13 protein-coding genes, 2 tRNA genes and 3 rRNA genes are annotated in these 18,108 nt (G+C 39.0%); 7 read left to right on the top strand and 11 right to left on the bottom strand.

Annotated features, from left to right (window positions below):
- Positions 1-81: 81 nt before the first annotated feature.
- The 4 genes from JNG87_RS21535 to JNG87_RS21550 form a co-directional block, all read right to left on the bottom strand.
- On the bottom strand, positions 82-318 hold the full coding sequence (locus tag JNG87_RS21535; RefSeq protein ID WP_110011748.1) for a DUF3820 family protein: 237 nt from the start codon (positions 316-318) through the stop codon (positions 82-84).
- Positions 319-328: 10 nt separating this feature from the next.
- Positions 329-1,408 (bottom strand): AI-2E family transporter, encoded by a 1,080-nt coding sequence (locus JNG87_RS21540; protein WP_202840953.1) that lies wholly within the window; start codon positions 1,406-1,408, stop codon positions 329-331.
- Positions 1,409-1,420: 12 nt separating this feature from the next.
- Positions 1,421-2,146 carry a beta-carotene 15,15'-monooxygenase gene (locus JNG87_RS21545; RefSeq protein ID WP_110011750.1) on the bottom strand — a complete coding sequence of 242 codons (726 nt, stop codon included), beginning with the start codon at positions 2,144-2,146 and terminating at the stop codon, positions 1,421-1,423.
- A gap of 72 nt (positions 2,147-2,218) precedes the next feature.
- A complete protein-coding gene (locus JNG87_RS21550) occupies positions 2,219-2,770 on the bottom strand; it encodes a hypothetical protein (protein ID WP_238349638.1) in 552 nt (183 codons plus the stop codon).
- A 218-nt stretch (positions 2,771-2,988) separates the two neighbouring features.
- On the opposite strand from JNG87_RS21550, the gene JNG87_RS21555 reads away from it, so the two are divergent.
- Together JNG87_RS21555 and JNG87_RS21560 are read left to right on the top strand one after the other, a co-directional pair.
- Positions 2,989-3,966, top strand: coding sequence for an aminodeoxychorismate synthase component I (locus JNG87_RS21555; RefSeq protein ID WP_202840956.1), 978 nt, complete (start codon positions 2,989-2,991; stop codon positions 3,964-3,966).
- The gene (locus tag JNG87_RS21560; protein WP_202840958.1) at positions 3,950-4,576 is read left to right on the top strand and encodes an aminotransferase class IV; all 627 of its coding nucleotides are present in this window, start codon (positions 3,950-3,952) and stop codon (positions 4,574-4,576) included. The genes JNG87_RS21555 and JNG87_RS21560 overlap by 17 nt, the downstream gene beginning before the upstream one ends.
- Positions 4,577-4,578: 2 nt before the next feature.
- Here the strand turns inward: JNG87_RS21560 and menD are convergent, their stop codons facing one another.
- Positions 4,579-6,249: a 2-succinyl-5-enolpyruvyl-6-hydroxy-3-cyclohexene-1-carboxylic-acid synthase gene (gene menD / locus JNG87_RS21565; protein WP_202840959.1), complete on the bottom strand. Its 1,671-nt coding sequence runs from the start codon at positions 6,247-6,249 to the stop codon at positions 4,579-4,581.
- A gap of 84 nt (positions 6,250-6,333) precedes the next feature.
- Here menD and JNG87_RS21570 point away from each other — a divergent pair, with 84 nt between their 5' ends.
- Complete coding sequence (locus JNG87_RS21570; RefSeq protein ID WP_202840961.1) at positions 6,334-7,284, top strand: isopenicillin N synthase family dioxygenase; 951 nt, start codon at positions 6,334-6,336, stop codon at positions 7,282-7,284.
- A gap of 60 nt (positions 7,285-7,344) precedes the next feature.
- Here JNG87_RS21570 and JNG87_RS21575 read toward each other — a convergent pair whose 3' ends face one another.
- Entirely contained in the window at positions 7,345-7,617 is a 273-nt protein-coding gene (locus tag JNG87_RS21575) for a hypothetical protein (protein ID WP_202840963.1), read from the bottom strand.
- A gap of 227 nt (positions 7,618-7,844) precedes the next feature.
- Between JNG87_RS21575 and JNG87_RS21580 the strand changes: the two genes are divergently transcribed.
- Positions 7,845-8,006, top strand: coding sequence for a bacteriocin-like protein (locus JNG87_RS21580; RefSeq protein WP_202840965.1), 162 nt, complete (start codon positions 7,845-7,847; stop codon positions 8,004-8,006).
- A gap of 869 nt (positions 8,007-8,875) precedes the next feature.
- Here JNG87_RS21580 and rrf read toward each other — a convergent pair.
- The 5 genes from rrf to JNG87_RS21605 form a co-directional block, all read right to left on the bottom strand.
- Positions 8,876-8,983 (bottom strand): 5S ribosomal RNA (gene rrf / locus JNG87_RS21585).
- Between the two features lie 144 nt (positions 8,984-9,127).
- Positions 9,128-11,880: ribosomal RNA gene (locus JNG87_RS21590) — 23S ribosomal RNA — on the bottom strand.
- A gap of 149 nt (positions 11,881-12,029) precedes the next feature.
- Positions 12,030-12,106: transfer RNA gene (locus JNG87_RS21595), tRNA-Ala, on the bottom strand.
- 82 nt (positions 12,107-12,188) lie between these two features.
- A tRNA-Ile gene (locus JNG87_RS21600) sits at positions 12,189-12,262 on the bottom strand.
- 223 nt (positions 12,263-12,485) lie between these two features.
- Positions 12,486-14,002 (bottom strand): 16S ribosomal RNA (locus JNG87_RS21605).
- The 16S, 23S and 5S rRNA genes sit together here with 2 tRNA genes alongside, the layout of an rRNA operon.
- Before the next feature lie 343 nt (positions 14,003-14,345).
- Here JNG87_RS21605 and JNG87_RS21610 point away from each other — a divergent pair.
- The 3 genes from JNG87_RS21610 to JNG87_RS21620 form a co-directional block, all read left to right on the top strand.
- A protein-coding gene (locus JNG87_RS21610; RefSeq protein WP_202840967.1) for an IS3 family transposase occupies positions 14,346-15,598 on the top strand; the annotation gives its coding sequence in 2 pieces (ribosomal slippage) (positions 14,346-14,673 and positions 14,673-15,598; 1,254 coding nt in all).
- Between the two features lie 49 nt (positions 15,599-15,647).
- Complete coding sequence (locus JNG87_RS21615; RefSeq protein WP_202840969.1) at positions 15,648-16,496, top strand: transposase; 849 nt, start codon at positions 15,648-15,650, stop codon at positions 16,494-16,496.
- Positions 16,497-17,798: 1,302 nt separating this feature from the next.
- The coding region (locus tag JNG87_RS21620; protein WP_202840971.1) for an IS110 family transposase at positions 17,799-18,108 on the top strand (310 nt) is incomplete at its 3' end.

Consider the following 18,108-nt stretch of genomic DNA (forward strand, 5'->3'; position numbering starts at 1 on the left):
AAGGATTAATGATAAAATAATTTCGGCGGCATCTTCGATGCCGCCGAAACTATATACTAAAATGGGTATTTTTTAATTTTTTTATAATCCATTCCTTACTGCTGCCCTGATAGGAGTCAAAAGATCCATCAATCCGTTTAACTTGATTTCGTAAACCGTTGAAAGCTGCATTCCCAATTTTCCTTTTGGCATTCCGTTTTTATTAAACCATTCCAGATAGCTGATGGGAAGATCCACCAGAACCGTTCCTTCATATTTACCGAAAGGCATTTTCATGACACAGATTTCTTTTAATATTTCGGGATTAAGTCCTTCCACTTTTATATAATTAAATTAATTGTTCTTTAATATCATCCTGAGCAGGCAGTTCAAGATCCGGAGGAGTATCTTCATCCGAAAATTCGTTTCTGTATACCTGCACCAGAAGAAGTGTCAATGAGATCAGAATAGGTCCGAAAATCAACCCCATAAACCCAAACAGATTCATTCCCATGATGATTCCGAATACGGTATTCAATGGGTGAATATTTTCCAGTTTCTTTAAAAGGGTAAAACGTAGAAGATTATCAGTAAGTCCTACCACCACAAGGCAGTAGATCGCTAAACCAATTCCTTGTCCGGTATTACCTTCAGCAATCATAAAAATACACACCGGAACGTAGATAATAGCCGTTCCTACCACAGGAATTACAGAAGCGGCAGCCGTTAATGCAAAAAGCAATGCTGCTCCCGGTGCACCAAAAATCAGATAACCGATGAGAGCTACAACCCCCTGCCCTACCGCTACAACCGGAATTCCGATAGCATTTGCCATGATTAATTTTCTCATTTTATCGCCGATCAAAGAGATATTTGCTCTCTTCAGCGGAGCGGAAGAAGTCAGAATCTTTTCAAAGAGCCTCGGTCTTTCCAACATAAAATAGAGAATAAAATACATGGACATCACAACTGTAAGCGTATTGAATGTCCCGCTGACTGCAGAAGTAGAAAATTTTCCTACATTATCTTTCAGTTTTGCCATATTTTCTTTGCTCAGAATATCAAACCCTGTTTTTGAGAAAATATAAGCATGTATTTTATCCAGGAAAACATTGAACTTGGCCATATAAGCCTGTGCATTTCCCAGTTTATCAATAATCAGATCGGCAATAAAATAGATCGGAAGAATAAGAACAATAAGACTTGCAAACATCAATGCAAAAGCAGCCAGTGACGGTTTCCATTTCTTTTCTTCCTGCAGATAAAAATTATACTTTCTGCAGACCACATAAATGGTAATCGCTCCCAGAACCGAGGGAATAAACAATGCCAGATTAAAGCAGATCAATCCGGTCAATACCAGAATGATGGCCAGTAACGACATCTGCTTTATCGCAACACTGCTTATTTGTTTGTCCTTATTCATCATGTATTTTATATTTTATTTGCTGTACATAATCTGTCTTGGTTTTCCTAAGAAAGCGCAATACGTAGAGTACATTACAATCATAATAAACGGAGCAGTCAGGATAATCCCTATTCCACAAAGAATAATTCCTGCAATAGAAATCAAAAATCCTAAAAATCCGGTTAATAAGAAAGTTCCATAATTTTCTTTAGCAATATTGAACGACTTTGATAAAGCCTCTGTAGCTGAAGCATTTTCAAATAACAGAATCGGATATCCTATTAAAAGGAAAGGATATACAAAAATGATAGGCAGAACGCATAATGCCAAAGCAATGGAAGAAATTATCCACGCAAGAAGACTATAAATCAAAATGTTTACAAAATTCTGGCGGTATCCGATAAAAAGATCAGAAAATTCAATCGGACTTTTGGTATTGTATTTATTGACCATATAGATCAATCCTACATACAAGGGAGATAATAAAAGGCCGAAAAGGCTGGATGCTCCCATATATAAAGGAAGTCCCGGAGCACTCCAGTAATTAAAATCTCCTCCTGATTTCATTTCTTCCACCATAGAAGCAGAGTCAAACCCGGTAAGCATTTGAATAACAGAGCCTCCGATCAGGTAGATGATCATAGCTACAATTCCGTAACCGAAAACGCCTTTGTACATTTCAAAAGCATGAGAAATAATTGATCCCGTTTCTCTGTTGGGTACAGAGCCCTGCTGATCAAATTCGTTAAATTCAGACATAGTTTAAATATTTAATGATTTTACCAAATTTACTTTTTTTTAGTAAAAAATCCCATTAAACACGAATGAATTTTAACTTTTCTCTGAAAAAACTGTTTTATACAATGAGTAAATCATTGCATTCCAAAAAGGAAAAGTAAATAATCCTCCAATAAAAAATAAGGCAAAGCCCAAGTACTTAAATAGAAAGGCAACGATTACACATACCGTTATTTCCAGAAAATACATTCTGAGTGCTTTAAAATTCAGGGAAATGGATTCAAAGATTCTTTTATTGGTAAAAAACATCAACGGAGCAACAAATACAGTTGCTATCACCCAAACAATTCCAAGAATAATAGTCTGGGCAGCATTGATATAAATGAAAAACCAGAAAATATAATATCCTATGTACTTAAAAAAGTTAAGTCCATTATATCCCACCAGTAAATCTCCCAGTTCCAGCTTTTCTTTAAGATCAATTTTTCTGTAAATCTGATAAAACCCGATATTGAGAGGATAAAGAAAAATCATAGTTCCCACAATCATCAGAGAAAAATTCTGAAATTCCGGAGTAGAAACCATTTTAGTATATTGTGCAGCATAGGCCTGCATACCATCCTTAAGATACTTGCTAGTTTCCATGTACTGACTCAAAATATTATATTTGAGATCTGCGGCGAAAAATACTGTGAGGAAAATTCCAAAGTAAAAAATGGAAAACATCAACTGAAAAACGAGTGTTTTATTCCAATAAAAAAAAGCCTGCTTCAATATAAAATCTATTCCCGGTTTCTGAGGATATTTGTTCTGCATCATAAAAAATTTATGCAAAAGTAAACATCAATAAGTACTTTTGCAGAATGTTTTCAGTGAATCATCAAAAATTTATGGAAATGGACGAACTTTCCCTTCGGAAAGTTCCCTATTTTTTCATCATCGACTTTCTCTCGGAGAATGTTGAAATCTATCAGGAAAATGAAATTGAAAAACAGGGTTTAATTGTTGATTTTCAAGAATTTTCAACCTCAAAAGAAACTCATGCGCTGAATAAAAAAGTAGTTTGGAAATCCTTTCCTGAAACATTGGAGAGCTTTCAGGCCGGCTTTGATAAAGTTCAGAAAAATATTCTTTTGGGAAACTCTTACTTAGTAAACTACACTAGAAAAACACGTATTGAGACTAATTTAACCCTGGAAGAAATTTTTTATCATTCAAATGCGAAATACAAAGTTTTTTATAAAGATTTTTTTGTATTTTTTTCTCCGGAAACTTTTGTAAAGATCATTGACGGAAAAATTTTCACCTATCCCATGAAAGGAACCATTGATGCATCTATTGAAAATGCAGCAGAAATTCTTAAAAATGATAAAAAGGAGAAGGCAGAACATTACACGGTTGTAGATCTCCTCCGGAATGATCTAAGCATGGTAGCTGACGATGTAAAGGTGGATCAGTTCCAACAGATTGATTTTATCAAAACCCGGCAGAAGGATCTGTATGCAATGAGTTCCGAAATTTCAGGGATGATAAAACCTGAATATGAGGGAAAAGTAGGAAGTATTATGAAGAAACTGCTTCCCGCAGGCTCTATTTTAGGAGCTCCCAAACCTAAAACACTGGAAATTATTCTGGATGCGGAAGGGTACGACAGAGGATATTACACGGGAATCTGTGGTTGGTTTGACGGCCAAAATGTAGACAGCTGTGTAATGATACGCTTTATTGAAAAAGAAGAAGATCAATTGTATTTCAAAAGCGGAGGCGGTATAACGCACATGAGCAAATTAGAAGACGAATATCAGGAAATGAAAAATAAAATCTATGTCCCAATTCATTGAAAGCATTAAAGTAGAAGATCAGGAGGTTTTTCTATTGGATCTACATCAGAAACGTGTCAACCAAACATTTTCCCATTTCGGGAAAGAAGACTGTATTGATCTGGCCAAGATCTATAAAAATCTGCAGCATGATGAAGATGGTCTTTTCAAGCTGAGAATTGCTTATGACCTTGATAAAAAGATCAGAACACAGATGATTCCTTATGCGATTCCCGAAATACAGGACTTTCAGCTGGTGGAAAACAACAGCTTTGATTATTCATTCAAGTTTGAAGACCGCAAAGAGCTTGATAAAATGAAGATGAAAGCAAAAGCAGAAGAAATTATCATTGTTAAAAATAATCATATCACTGAGACCTCTTTCTCCAACATTTTATTTTTAAAAGGAAAAGACTGGTTTACCCCTTCTACTTACCTGTTGAACGGTGTGCAGAGACAACATCTTTTAAAGCATAAAAAGATCAAAGAAACGGAGATCACTTTACAGAATATAAAGCAATTCACCCATTTCCAGATCATTAATGCATTGAATGATTTTGATGATATGTTTATCTATCCTATCGATAGAATTATCAATCTGCCGGGGAGTGAAGAATATCTTGACCTTTAAATTTATTTCATAAATTCAAAATACGATTTCAGTACATCTGCGCTGTTCTTCCCGTGAGTATTTACTTCCAGGATTTTTGGCTGCGCATCAGGTTTGAAAAAATTCTCAAGAACTCTGTCCAGGGTAAGCTCATCCTCTACCCGAATGTAGGAGAAGCCAAAATGTTTCGCCAAAGACTCGGCATTCTTGCGGTGTTTTGTGGCAATAAATTCGTCTAATGTATTCGGGTTGGCATTTCCAGGTCCCGGAATGATTTTAAAGATATTGCCTTCACCATTATTGAAGATCATAATTCTTACAAACGGTGGAATATATTGGTTCCAAAGACCATTGATATCATAGAAAAAACTCAGGTCTCCTGTAATCAATAAAGTTGGGTTTTCATTTTTAATGGCAAATCCCATTGCCGTAGAAGTGGATCCGTCAATACCACTTGTTCCTCTGTTACAGTACATTTTTCTCTTCCCAAAATCAAACAGCTGCGCATATCTGATCCCCGAGGAGTTACTGAAATGAATATTATAATTCTCAGGAATTGTTTGTGACGCTTTATTGAAGAAATAAAAATCTGAGAAATCAATTGTATTTAAAAACTGTTCGTGTTTAGCATCTTTTTTATCCCTTAAGACGTCCCAAAGGTTATAATAAGGCCTTGGTTCCAGATTGATAAATTTCAGCAGTTTTGAGAAGAAAACCTCAGGTTTTACCTCGATCTTTTCTGTGAGTGAGAAATAAGTATCAGGCTGCCACACTTCATCCAGATGCCAATGTTGTTTAGGACGGGCACTTCTGAGGAATTGTTTTACTTTTTTGGAAACCACATTCTGCCCAACTGTAATCAACAGGTCAGGAGCATATGTTTTGTAATCCTCTTCTGTAAAATTGAAAATATAACGGTCTATATGTTTGAAGAATTTTTCATGATGCAGGTTTGAATTGGCTTCACTCAGTACCACAACAGAATGGTTTTTCACCAACTGAGTCAGCTGGTTTTCCAGTTCCGGACTGTAGTCTCTTGTTCCCACCAACAGCATAATTCTTTGTGAAGTATGCCATTCTGCAATCAGATTGGACGGAATTTCATACTCTTTATGCTTAATTGTCTTTTCTACCGTAGGAAAAGTAGGAAGCTCTGAAACCAGCTCATACAAAGGTTCTTCCAGAGGAATATTAATATGTACCGGACCTTGCTTCTCAAAGCAAAGTTCGATAGCTTTTTTAATGATATCGAAATTAATATCTTCTGCATTCTCCTTACTGTCTTCCAAAAGCTGGAAATCACCATAGGAATGCTGATGAAAAACATCCTTCTGCCTGATCGTTTGCCCATCGAATATATCAACAAAATCTGTCGGCCTGTCTGCAGTAAGTACCAAAAGGGGCACATTCTGATAAAATGCTTCCGTAACCGCAGGATAATAATTAACTACCGCAGATCCGCTGGTACACGTAACAGCTACTGGTTTTTTCTCACTTTTCGCCATTCCCATTGCAACAAAAGCAGCACTTCTTTCGTCTACAATGCTGTAACAGTTGAAACTATCTACCTCTGAAAAATGGATGGCCAAAGGAGCATTTCTCGACCCCGGAGAAATTACGATATCTGCAATTCCGTACTGCTGAAGAAGATGTGCAAGTATTTGGATACTTCTCTTAGAAGAATATTTTTTCATACAGCAAATTTAACTTATAAATAATGATTTTAAAATCATTTAATTTAAAAAAAATGTAATTTTGCTGTTCGTAAATTTCTAAAAATGGATAAAATACCTAGTGTAGACCTGCGTGATTTCCTTTCGGGCAACCCGGAACGCAAACAGAAATTTGTAAATGAAATCGGAAAAGCTTATGAAGAAATTGGTTTTGTAGCCTTAAAAGGCCACTTTCTTGATGACAACCTAGTGGATGATTTGTATGGAGAGGTAAAAAACTTTTTTGAACAGCCAGTGGAAACGAAACAAAAGTATGAGATTCCAGGAATTGGTGGCCAGAGAGGTTATGTAGGATTCGGTAAAGAAACTGCAAAAGGTTTCAAAAAAGGAGACTTAAAAGAATTTTGGCACTTTGGACAGTATCTGTCTGATGATTCAAAATACAGAACTGAGTATCCGGACAACGTAATCGTTGAAGAACTTCCAAGATTCAACGAAGTTGGTAAAGAAGCATTCCAGATGCTTGAGAAAACAGGACAGTATGTGTTAAGAGCTTTAGCATTACACCTTGGTTTAGATGAATTTTATTTTGATGACAAGATCGCAGAAGGAAATTCTATTTTAAGACCGATTCACTATCCGCCAATCACTGAAGAACCGGATGATGCGGTAAGAGCAGCTGCTCACGGAGACATCAACCTTATCACTCTTTTAATGGGAGCACAAGGAAAAGGTCTTCAGGTTCAAAATCACAACGGAGAATGGATTGATGCCATTGCAGAACCGGATGAATTGATGATCAATGTTGGTGACATGCTTTCAAGACATACCAACAACAAATTGAAATCTACCATCCACAGAGTGGTAAACCCACCAAGAGAAATGTGGAGCACTTCAAGATATTCAATTCCTTTCTTTATGCATCCAATCAGTGCCATGTCTTTAAATGCACTTGAGAACTGTGTAGATGAAAACAATCCTAAATTATACGAAGATACTACCGCCGGAGAATTCCTGCATGAAAGATTGATCGAACTGGGATTGATTAAAAAATAAAAGAAACGGCTGTCTCTATAGAGGCAGCCGTTATTATTTACATATTCATTTTACTTATTTTTATCCCGTTATACAATAAAATTCGGGGCAAGGAGTGGGTTGTGTAAAAGTTCCCCATGGACAGATACAGGTATAAGTATCGCCGCCACCTCCAGGATTTTGTCCTCCTCCGGGACCCCCAACATAAGGGACACATTTTCCATTTGAACAGATTTCTCCGGCAGAACATCCTCCTTCTCCCGGTCCGCCTCCTTCAAAACAATACGCCGGGAAATTTTCTCCCGCAACAATACATTTTCTGTCTTCTCTTGAAAGTTTTTTAAAATTTTTCATAGTTATTGGTTTTTGGTATTCCTACTCTATAAGCTTTTCGGGTAACGCTAGCTTAAAATTACTATTTATTATATTAATAATTAGTCAATTAAAAACTAAAAAAGTCTTAAACCGTAAAAGAATATAGAAAGCTATATTAAATTTAATTTTTAAATATACCACACATTGTATAATTAAAAATATTTTAATTATTTTTACTTTAACAACAAATTTTTAATTAAAACTATATGAAAAACCTAAAAAAACTACAAAAGAACCAATTAAAGAACATTTCAGGTGGAGCTAATCTTCCGGAAACAGATTTCTGTATGTATTACTGCAACGGAACCATTGTTTGTGCAACCTGCAGCGATGACTTCAAATGCCCGGACACGAACAGTGATATGTAAGATAAAAAATCAAAATGTCATCAATAAGAACCGTTTCTGCAGAGAAGCGGTTTTTTATTTCTTTTGGATTAAAATAAAGCAGATTTCAGCCACGCAGACCTATTTATAATGATAAGGCGATAAGCAATTTATGAGCTTAAAAAGAGGAAAATGATTTCTATCCTACAAATAGCAGACTAAACAGATAAAACTTTTCTTGTAAATAGCGTCTTTCTATTTCATTTGTGCTGCTTCTTTCCACTGTGCCATTTCGTAGGAATCCAGACTCTTTTTATAGAGTTTAAAGCTTCAAAAGGTAGAGAGTTCCAACGGCGTCTTTCTCCTTCATTTGTGTCGCTTCTTTCCTACTGTGTCATTCCGCAGGAATCCAAGCTCTTTTATTAGAGTTTAAAACATTAAAAAGGAAAGAAGGAAGTAATACTTAAGTTATGAGCTAATGCTTTGATGAGACTCCTACGGAGTGACAAATAGTTAGAATAAACGATAGTAAGTGAAAGCAAAGAATGAACAGCCGTAACAATGAATAATTTTAGGCTGAACCGGGGTAATGATCTTTCAATAGTGTCATACATCCCTTTCCAATTGTGCTATGGTTCAACTGGCGTCTTTCTTTTTATTTGGCCTGCTTCTTTCCTACTGTGTCATTCCGCAGGAATCCAGCCTCCTTTATTAGAGTCTTAATGATTTTTTTAACTCAGACGGTTTGATACTGTAAAATTGTTTGATGATACTTTGTTGAGACTCCTACGGAGTGACAATTGGAGTGTATGCTGTCCAGCATAAGTGATCAATGATAGGTGATAAGTGTGGGTATAAAACAAAAAAATCCTTTATCACAATGATAAAGGATTTTTTAAAAATAAAATAAAAACTGGCGGCGGCCTACTCTCCCGCGTTAGCAGTACCATCGGCGCTGGTGGGCTTAACTTCTGTGTTCGGAATGGGAACAGGTGAGCCCCACCGCTAAAACCACCCTAAAGAAGGTATATAGCTTTAAGCATTAGGCCTGAAGCCTTAAGCTTATTGCGTTTTAAGCGATAAAAACTTTCACAAAGACAAAACCTTCGCTGCGCATAAAGAACTTGTCATTTATTATATTATAATTTCATATAGCAACCATAGGCTATAAATCTACGGGTAATTAGTACTACTTGGCTATGACATTACTGTCTTTACACCTATAGCCTATCAACGTCGTCATCTACAACGACCCTTAAAAGATGTCTCATCTTGAGGCGAGTTTCGCACTTATATGCTTTCAGTGCTTATCTCTTCCAAACGTAGCTACTCAGCGGTGCACCTGGCGGTACAACTGATACACCAGAGGTTTGTTCAATTCGGTCCTCTCGTACTAGAATCAAGCCCTCTCAAACATCTAACGCCCGCAATAGATAGAGACCGAACTGTCTCACGACGTTCTGAACCCAGCTCGCGTGCCACTTTAATGGGCGAACAGCCCAACCCTTGGGACCTTCTCCAGCCCCAGGATGTGACGAGCCGACATCGAGGTGCCGAACCTCCCCGTCGATGTGAGCTCTTGGGGGAGACTAGCCTGTTATCCCCGGAGTACCTTTTATCCTATGAGCGATGGCCCTTCCATACGGAACCACCGGATCACTATGTCCTGCTTTCGCACCTGATCGACTTGTTGGTCTCACAGTCAAGCACCCTTATGCCATTACACTCTACGCACGGTTACCAAGCGTGCTGAGGGTACCTTTGAAAGCCTCCGTTACTCTTTTGGAGGCGACCACCCCAGTCAAACTACCCACCACGCAATGTCCTTCTGAAAGAAGTTAGGCTCCAAGTAAGTAAAGGGTGGTATTTCAACGTCGGCTCCACAAACACTAGCGTGCCTGCTTCAAAGCCTCCCACCTATCCTACACATTACTTACTCAAAGTCAATACGAAGTTATAGTAAAGGTTCACAGGGTCTTTTCGTCCCATTGCGGGTAATCGGCATCTTCACCGATACTACAATTTCACCGAGCTCGTGGCTGAGACAGTGCCCAGATCGTTACACCATTCGTGCAGGTCGGAACTTACCCGACAAGGAATTTCGCTACCTTAGGACCGTTATAGTTACGGCCGCCGTTTACTGGGGCTTCAGTTAATGCCTTCGCTTACGCTAAGCACCTTCCTTAACCTTCCAGCACCGGGCAGGTGTCAGACCCTATACAGCATCTTTCGATTTAGCAGAGTCCTGTGTTTTTGATAAACAGTCGCCTGGGCCTCTTCACTGCGGCCACCATTGCTGATGGCGTCTCTTCTTCCGAAGTTACGAGACTATTTTGCCTAGTTCCTTAGCCACGACTCACTCGAGCACCTTAGGATTCTCTCCTCGACCACCTGTGTCGGTTTTGGTACGGGTTGCTTCACTTCGGCTTTTCTTGGATCAGATTACACTACAGCAGCTTCGCCCGAAGGCTAGGCCTTGACTATTCCGTCAGTCTCCAGCAGCTACATCCAACCGTCCCCTTTTATTGTGAGCAAGTATGGGAATATTAACCCATTGTCCATCCACTACCCCTTTCGGGTTCGCGTTAGGTCCCGACTAACCCTCAGCTGATTAGCATGGCTGAGGAAGCCTTGGTCTTTCGGTGAGCAGGTTTCTCGCCTGCTTTATCGTTACTTATGCCTACATTTTCTTTTCTATCCGCTCCACAATACCTCACAGTACTGCTTCGGCGCAAATAGAATGCTCTCCTACCAGATATATAAAATATAAATCCATAGCTTCGGTAATATGTTTATGCCCGATTATTATCCATGCCGGACCGCTCGACTAGTGAGCTGTTACGCACTCTTTAAATGAATGGCTGCTTCCAAGCCAACATCCTAGCTGTCAATGCAGTCCAACCGCGTTGTTTCAACTTAACATATATTTTGGGACCTTAGCTGTTGGTCTGGGTTCTTTCCCTCTCGGACATGGACCTTAGCACCCATGCCCTCACTGCCGTAGAACATTTATTAGCATTCGGAGTTTGTCAGGAATTGGTAGGCGATGAAACCCCCGCATCCAATCAGTAGCTCTACCTCTAATAAACTTATATACGACGCTGCACCTAAATGCATTTCGGAGAGTACGAGCTATCTCCCAGTTTGATTGGCCTTTCACCCCTACCCACAGGTCATCCGAAGACTTTTCAACGTCAACCGGTTCGGTCCTCCACTCTGTGTTACCAGAGCTTCAACCTGCCCATGGGTAGATCACAAGGTTTCGCGTCTAATCCTACTAACTATGCGCCCTATTCAGACTCGCTTTCGCTCCGGCTCCGGTACTTAATACCTTAACCTCGCTAGTAAAATTAACTCGTAGGCTCATTATGCAAAAGGCACGCCGTCACAGCATTACGCTGCTCCGACCGCTTGTAGGCGTACGGTTTCAGGTTCTATTTCACCCTTCTATTCGAAGTGCTTTTCACCTTTCCTTCACAGTACTTGTTCACTATCGGTCTTTCAGGAGTATTTAGCCTTGGAGGATGGTCCCCCCATATTCAGACAGGATTTCACGTGTCCCGCCCTACTCATTTATCATCTTAATATGCCTTTCGAGTACAGGATTATCACCTTCTATGATTGTTCTTTCCAGAACATTCCTCTAAACATAAAAAGACTTTTGGGCTAATCCGCTTTCGCTCGCCACTACTTACGGAATCTCTTCGATTTCTTTTCCTCCGGGTACTTAGATGTTTCAGTTCTCCGGGTTTGCTCCTCTTACGAGGTGACATATCTTCAATATGCCGGGTTGCCCCATTCGGATATCTGCGGATCAATTCGTGTGTGCCAATCCCCGCAGCTTTTCGCAGCTTACCACGTCCTTCGTCGCCTCTGAAAGCCTAGGCATCCGCCATACGCCCTTAACGATTTCTTTCCTATTGGTTACTCAAGCGCTTTATGCGCTCGGTTTTCTCTTTGTGATGTCTTTACCGTTAATGTCAATGATCTTAAATCTATTTCTGATTTAATTCGCAAATATTGTTTTTGGCTCTATTTGCTTTTTTAAAACTAAACCATCTATGATGGTGGAGAATAAGGGAGTCGAACCCTTGACCTCCTGCGTGCAAGGCAGGCGCTCTAGCCAGCTGAGCTAATTCCCCCTCTAGGTGCTGCAGGCCTTACACTATAAGCTTTAGGCGTATCGCCTACTGCTTCCAGCTTAATGCTTACCGCTTTAATTAGTAGTCTCGGGCAGGCTCGAACTGCCGACCTCTACATTATCAGTGTAGCGCTCTAACCAGCTGAGCTACGAGACTGTCTTTTAGACGTAAAAGATGATAGACTGATAGATAATAGACTAATTTCTTCGTCTTTCTCTCTCTGCTTTTATCTTCTTTGCCTCTCTCAATCCCTTTACTAATTTCTAGTGGGTTTTGTATTTTTAATATAAATCAACCAAACAAAAAACTAAAGCTATTGCTTTAAGTAAGTATGATGTACTTGCGTACTGATTTTTGTTTAACGTCTAATGACGCTCTAAAATGAGATGTTCCAGCCGCACCTTCCGGTACGGCTACCTTGTTACGACTTAGCCCTAGTTACCTGTTTTACCCTAGGCAGCTCCTGTTACGGTCACCGACTTCAGGTACCCCAGACTTCCATGGCTTGACGGGCGGTGTGTACAAGGCCCGGGAACGTATTCACCGCGCCATGGCTGATGCGCGATTACTAGCGATTCCAGCTTCATAGAGTCGAGTTGCAGACTCCAATCCGAACTGAGACCGGCTTTCGAGATTTGCATCACTTCGCAGTGTAGCTGCCCTCTGTACCGGCCATTGTATTACGTGTGTGGCCCAAGGCGTAAGGGCCGTGATGATTTGACGTCATCCCCACCTTCCTCTCTACTTGCGTAGGCAGTCTCACTAGAGTCCCCAACTTAATGATGGCAACTAGTGACAGGGGTTGCGCTCGTTGCAGGACTTAACCTAACACCTCACGGCACGAGCTGACGACAACCATGCAGCACCTTGAAAAATGTCCGAAGAAAAGTCTATTTCTAAACCTGTCATTTCCCATTTAAGCCTTGGTAAGGTTCCTCGCGTATCATCGAATTAAACCACATAATCCACCGCTTGTGCGGGCCCCCGTCAATTCCTTTGAGTTTCAAACTTGCGTTCGTACTCCCCAGGTGGCTAACTTATCACTTTCGCTTAGTCTCTGAAACTTACATTCCAAAAACGAGTTAGCATCGTTTACGGCGTGGACTACCAGGGTATCTAATCCTGTTCGCTCCCCACGCTTTCGTCCATCAGCGTCAGTTGTTGCTTAGTAACCTGCCTTCGCAATTGGTGTTCTAAGTAATATCTATGCATTTCACCGCTACACTACTTATTCCAGCTACTTCAACAACACTCAAGACCTGCAGTATCAATGGCAGTTTCACAGTTAAGCTGTGAGATTTCACCACTGACTTACAGATCCGCCTACGGACCCTTTAAACCCAATAAATCCGGATAACGCTTGCACCCTCCGTATTACCGCGGCTGCTGGCACGGAGTTAGCCGGTGCTTATTCGTATAGTACCTTCAGCTACCCTCACGAGGGTAGGTTTATCCCTATACAAAAGAAGTTTACAACCCATAGGGCCGTCGTCCTTCACGCGGGATGGCTGGATCAGGCTCTCACCCATTGTCCAATATTCCTCACTGCTGCCTCCCGTAGGAGTCTGGTCCGTGTCTCAGTACCAGTGTGGGGGATCACCCTCTCAGGCCCCCTAAAGATCGCAGACTTGGTGAGCCGTTACCTCACCAACTATCTAATCTTGCGCGTGCCCATCTCTATCCACCGGAGTTTTCAATACCGAATGATGCCATCCAGTATATTATGGGGTATTAATCTTCCTTTCGAAAGGCTATCCCCCAGATAAAGGCAGGTTGCACACGTGTTCCGCACCCGTACGCCGCTCTCAAGATCCCGAAAGATCTCTACCGCTCGGCTTGCATGTGTTAGGCCTCCCGCTAGCGTTCATCCTGAGCCAGGATCAAACTCTCCATTGTATGTTTGTCTGACTCACTCAAAGTTTTTAACGCTTTAGTTTTTCCTTACTTGGTTGTTATATTGTATGTCAATGATCTTTATATCTTCCGCTTTTCAACGAAGCAATCTCTCTGTCAGTGTCGCTCCGTATTTGCGAGTGCAAAAGTAAAACTTTATTTTTTAATGACCAAATGTTTTTGAAGAAAATTTTAAAGTTTTTTAAGTAACCTTAACCCTTCTCAAAACCTCAATCTCTATACTCCTGCGCTCCCTCTAATTGGGACTGCAAAGATACAAACTCTTTTTAAACTGTGTCTCGTCCTGAAAAAGGTTGACTAAAAAACCATAAAATTAGTCACCCTTATGAATCTAAAAAAAACATCGTCCCCTGTCCAAGAATACAGTGAGGCATTCAAACGACAAGTTGTCTCTGAATATGAACGGGGATTATATACAAAATCCCAATTGCAAACTCGATACAATATTCGGGGTAATTCATGCATTTCTAGTTGGTTAATAAAATATGGTAACTTTACTTATGAAAAACAATTAAGTAAAGGCAGACCTATGAAAGATCCACAGAAACAAAAGATTAAAGAGCTTGAAGCTGCTTTATCCAAAAAGGAAGAAGAGCTCAAAGTGTTTAAGAGATTTATAGAAATCGCAGAGCGTGAGTTGAAGATTGAAATTGTAAAAAAGTCTGGTTCCAATCAATCCAGGAAATAAGGCCGTATACAAATCTTTCACTGGAAGATATCTGCCGATTGTTTGGATACAGTAAACAAGCTTATTATAAAAGGAAGAAACAGCCTGATTCTATCAATAATCAAAAAAGGATTATAGAACTGGTATTATCACTTCGTAAAAAGATGCCTAAAATAGGGACTCGAAAACTTTATGTATTACTTAAAAATGATTTTTCAAAAGAGGACCTTCATATAGGAAGAGATCGGCTGTTTCAACTTTTAAGATCGAATTATCTTTTAATTCCCAGAAGACACAGTTATTTTAAAACAACCAATTCCAGACATTGGATGAAGAAATACCCGAATATTATTAAAGAAAAGGAGTTGAAATGTTCAGAAAAAGTTTGGGTTGCAGATATTACCTATCTGAAGACTAAAGAGAAAAATTATTATCTTCATTTGATTACCGATGCCTATTCAAAGAAAATTGTAGGATATGAACTAAGTGATAATTTACAGACTGCCTCCACATTGAAAGCATTAAAACAAGCCATAAAGAACAGGGTGTATAAACATTCTTTAATTCATCATTCAGACAGAGGATTGCAGTATTGTAGTAAAGAATATACTGAGACGTTAAGGAAAAGTGATATTCTTATCAGTATGACCGAGAACTCGGATCCTTATGAGAATGCTGTAGCAGAGAGGGTAAACGGCATTCTGAAATATGAGTTTGGATTGATTGATACTTTTGAAAACTTTAAGAATCTCTCACAGCAGCTTGACCAATCAATTTATTATTATAATAATTTAAGACCTCATTTTTCCCTAAATTATAACATCCCTAGCCAAGTGCATATGAAAAATAACGTGAAATTAAAAACATACAAAAAACAAAATCAGAATAGGAAAATTCCTACTCTGATTTAAGTATATTTGAAATATTAAACTAGTCAACCTTTTTCAGGACTAGTCAGGGGTGTATCATGAAAGATTTGCTCATTTTCTTTATGCAAAGGAAGAAAAAACAGTCATTGTGCTGCCTAATAAGATCAGTAATTTCATCAGGACTCTGGATATCAAAACCATTACCGATAAAAGCTGTTCCATAGCTATTACACAGTTTGGTTTAAGCAGAAAACTAGAATTATGGCAACCCGCAAACCTTGTGTATAAAGAACTTCAGCAGCTAAGCCGCGAGAAAAACCAGGTTATTCAGGAAAGGGTAAGGTGTATGAATCAGCTGCATGCTGAAAAGACTCAAGCTCTTCCGAATTCAAGAACCATAAAACGGCTGACCGAGCGTATTTCGCTATTGAAAAAACAGGAGAAAGAAATTAATGAGGATATGCTTGCACAGGTAAAGAAAAGTCCTGAGGCTACCAGGGGAGTTAATCTGTTGAGCAGTATTCCGGGTATTGGAAAATCAACGGCAATTGCTGTTTTAGCTGAAACCAATGGTTTTGAGCTAATCAGAAATAAAAAACAACTGGTAAGTTATGCAGGATTAGATATCCGCGAGAAACAGTCCGGAACATCAATAAAAGGTAAGCCAAGAATTAGTAAGAAAGGAAATAAAAATATTCGAAAAACATTACATTTTCCTGCCATGACAGCCGTCAAAATGAATAAAAACCATCAGGATTTGTTTCAAAGAATTACAGAAAAAACAGGAATTAAAATGAAGGGATTGGTTGCTGTACAAAGAAAACTCTTGGAACTGATGTATATTTTATTTAAAAATAAAACTTTTTACTTCTCAAAACCTCAATCTCTATACTCCTGCGCTCCCTCTAATTGGGACTGCAAAGATACAAACTCTTTTTAAACTGGCAACTTTTTTTACAAAAAATTTTAAAGTTTTTTTCGTCCGTCTCTTTTTGGAAGTAATATCGTTTCTGCCCATCTAAAGGCTCTTCTGCGCTACTGTTCTACTCTCGTTTTCAGTGGGGCAAAGATAGGAACTTCCCACAACGCAAAACAAGTTTATTGAACATAAATTTTACATTACGGTGATATTTGTTCCTAAAGGACTGGGTAGCAGGGGGAAAAATTTTAAACATTTGTTTGGAAGATCGGGGTGAGAGCGTGGGAGTGTGGGAGAGTTTGAGTGTTTGAGTGTTTAGGGGGAGAGAGGGATGATTCGGGGTGCGGGATGCGAGGATTTGGGGTAACTATGATCAAATAAGGTATATATTATATAGAGACCAAATTATATAAGAGAGCTGACTTTCTTCGACCACACTCCAACTCCTTCCTTCCATTCCAAACAAATGTTTAAAATTTTTCTCCCTGCCTTCCAGTCCTTTAGGAATAAATATCACTGTAATGTAAAATTTATGTTAAATAAACTTGTTTTGCGTTGTGGGAAGTTCCTATCTTTGCCCCACTGAAAACGAGAGTAGAACAGTAGCGCAGAAGCGCCTTTAGATAGGCAGAGACAATATTACTTCAAAAAAGAGACGGACGAAAAAAACTTTAAAATTTTTTGTAAAAAAAGTTGCCAGTTTAAAAAGAGTTTGTATCTTTGCAGTCCCAATTAGAGGGAGCGCAGGAGTATAGAGATTGAGGTTTTGAGAAGCTGAAAATCTTTGATTTTCCTGCGCCTTACAAAACATATCAATATTGAAAACTTTGCGACCTTGCGTTTAAAACAATAATAAGCCATTGTATTAATCAGTAAGAATAAATACTTTTTTGAGAGCACGCGAAAAACGTGCTTTTTTTATGATGATCCATCTGCTTATTTTTGGTTGGAAATCGCAAAGACGCAAGTTCTTATTATAGGGACGCTGTTTAAGGCGCAAAGATTTTATCTCCGATAAAATTGCTGTACCCAATATACTTACCTGCTGAAAATCTTTGATTTTCCTGCGCCTTACAAAACATATCAATATTGAAAACTTTGCGACCTTTATAGCAATTTTATCGGAGATAAAATCCTTGCGCCTTAAACAGCGTCCCTATAATAAGAACTTGCGCCTTTGCGATTTCCAACCAAAATATGATAAACAGATATCCACAAAAAAGCACGTTTTCACGTGCTCTCAAAAAAGTATTTATTCTTACTGATTAATACAATGGCTTATTATTGTTTTAAACGCAAGGTCGCAAAGTTTTCAATATTGATATGTTTTGTAAGGCGCAGGAAAATCAAAGATTTTCAGCAGGTAAGTATATTGGGTATCTAAGTACAGAAATCAAAGATTATAAAGTTTTTAGCAACAGCGAAAAAGGCTTTGAATCACTTCTTAAATGGGTGTACAGCAAAAAGACACTTAATATAGAGGTTATTTTTGTCATGGAGGCTACAGGGGTGTATCATGAAAGATTTGCTCATTTTCTTTATGCAAAGGAAGAAAAAACAGTCATTGTGCTGCCTAATAAGATCAGTAATTTCATCAGGACTCTGGATATCAAAACCATTACCGATAAAAGCT

The sequence above is a fragment of the Chryseobacterium cucumeris genome, from assembly GCF_016775705.1.
Lineage (GTDB): Bacteria > Bacteroidota > Bacteroidia > Flavobacteriales > Weeksellaceae > Chryseobacterium > Chryseobacterium cupriresistens.

Bases quoted from the DNA above. Each gene is read 5' to 3' on its own strand.
- JNG87_RS21540 (WP_202840953.1), bottom strand. From the start codon at position 1,408: ATGATGAATAAGGACAAACAAATAAGCAGTGTTGCGATAAAGCAGATG.
- JNG87_RS21545 (WP_110011750.1), bottom strand. From the start codon at position 2,146: ATGTCTGAATTTAACGAATTTGATCAGCAGGGCTCTGTACCCAACAGA.
- JNG87_RS21550 (WP_238349638.1), bottom strand. From the start codon at position 2,770: ATGGAAACTAGCAAGTATCTTAAGGATGGTATGCAGGCCTATGCTGCA.
- JNG87_RS21555 (WP_202840956.1), top strand. From the start codon at position 2,989: ATGTTTTCAGTGAATCATCAAAAATTTATGGAAATGGACGAACTTTCC.
- JNG87_RS21560 (WP_202840958.1), top strand. From the start codon at position 3,950: ATGTCCCAATTCATTGAAAGCATTAAAGTAGAAGATCAGGAGGTTTTT.
- menD (WP_202840959.1), bottom strand. From the start codon at position 6,249: ATGAAAAAATATTCTTCTAAGAGAAGTATCCAAATACTTGCACATCTT.
- JNG87_RS21570 (WP_202840961.1), top strand. From the start codon at position 6,334: ATGGATAAAATACCTAGTGTAGACCTGCGTGATTTCCTTTCGGGCAAC.
- JNG87_RS21575 (WP_202840963.1), bottom strand. From the start codon at position 7,617: ATGAAAAATTTTAAAAAACTTTCAAGAGAAGACAGAAAATGTATTGTT.
- JNG87_RS21580 (WP_202840965.1), top strand. From the start codon at position 7,845: ATGAAAAACCTAAAAAAACTACAAAAGAACCAATTAAAGAACATTTCA.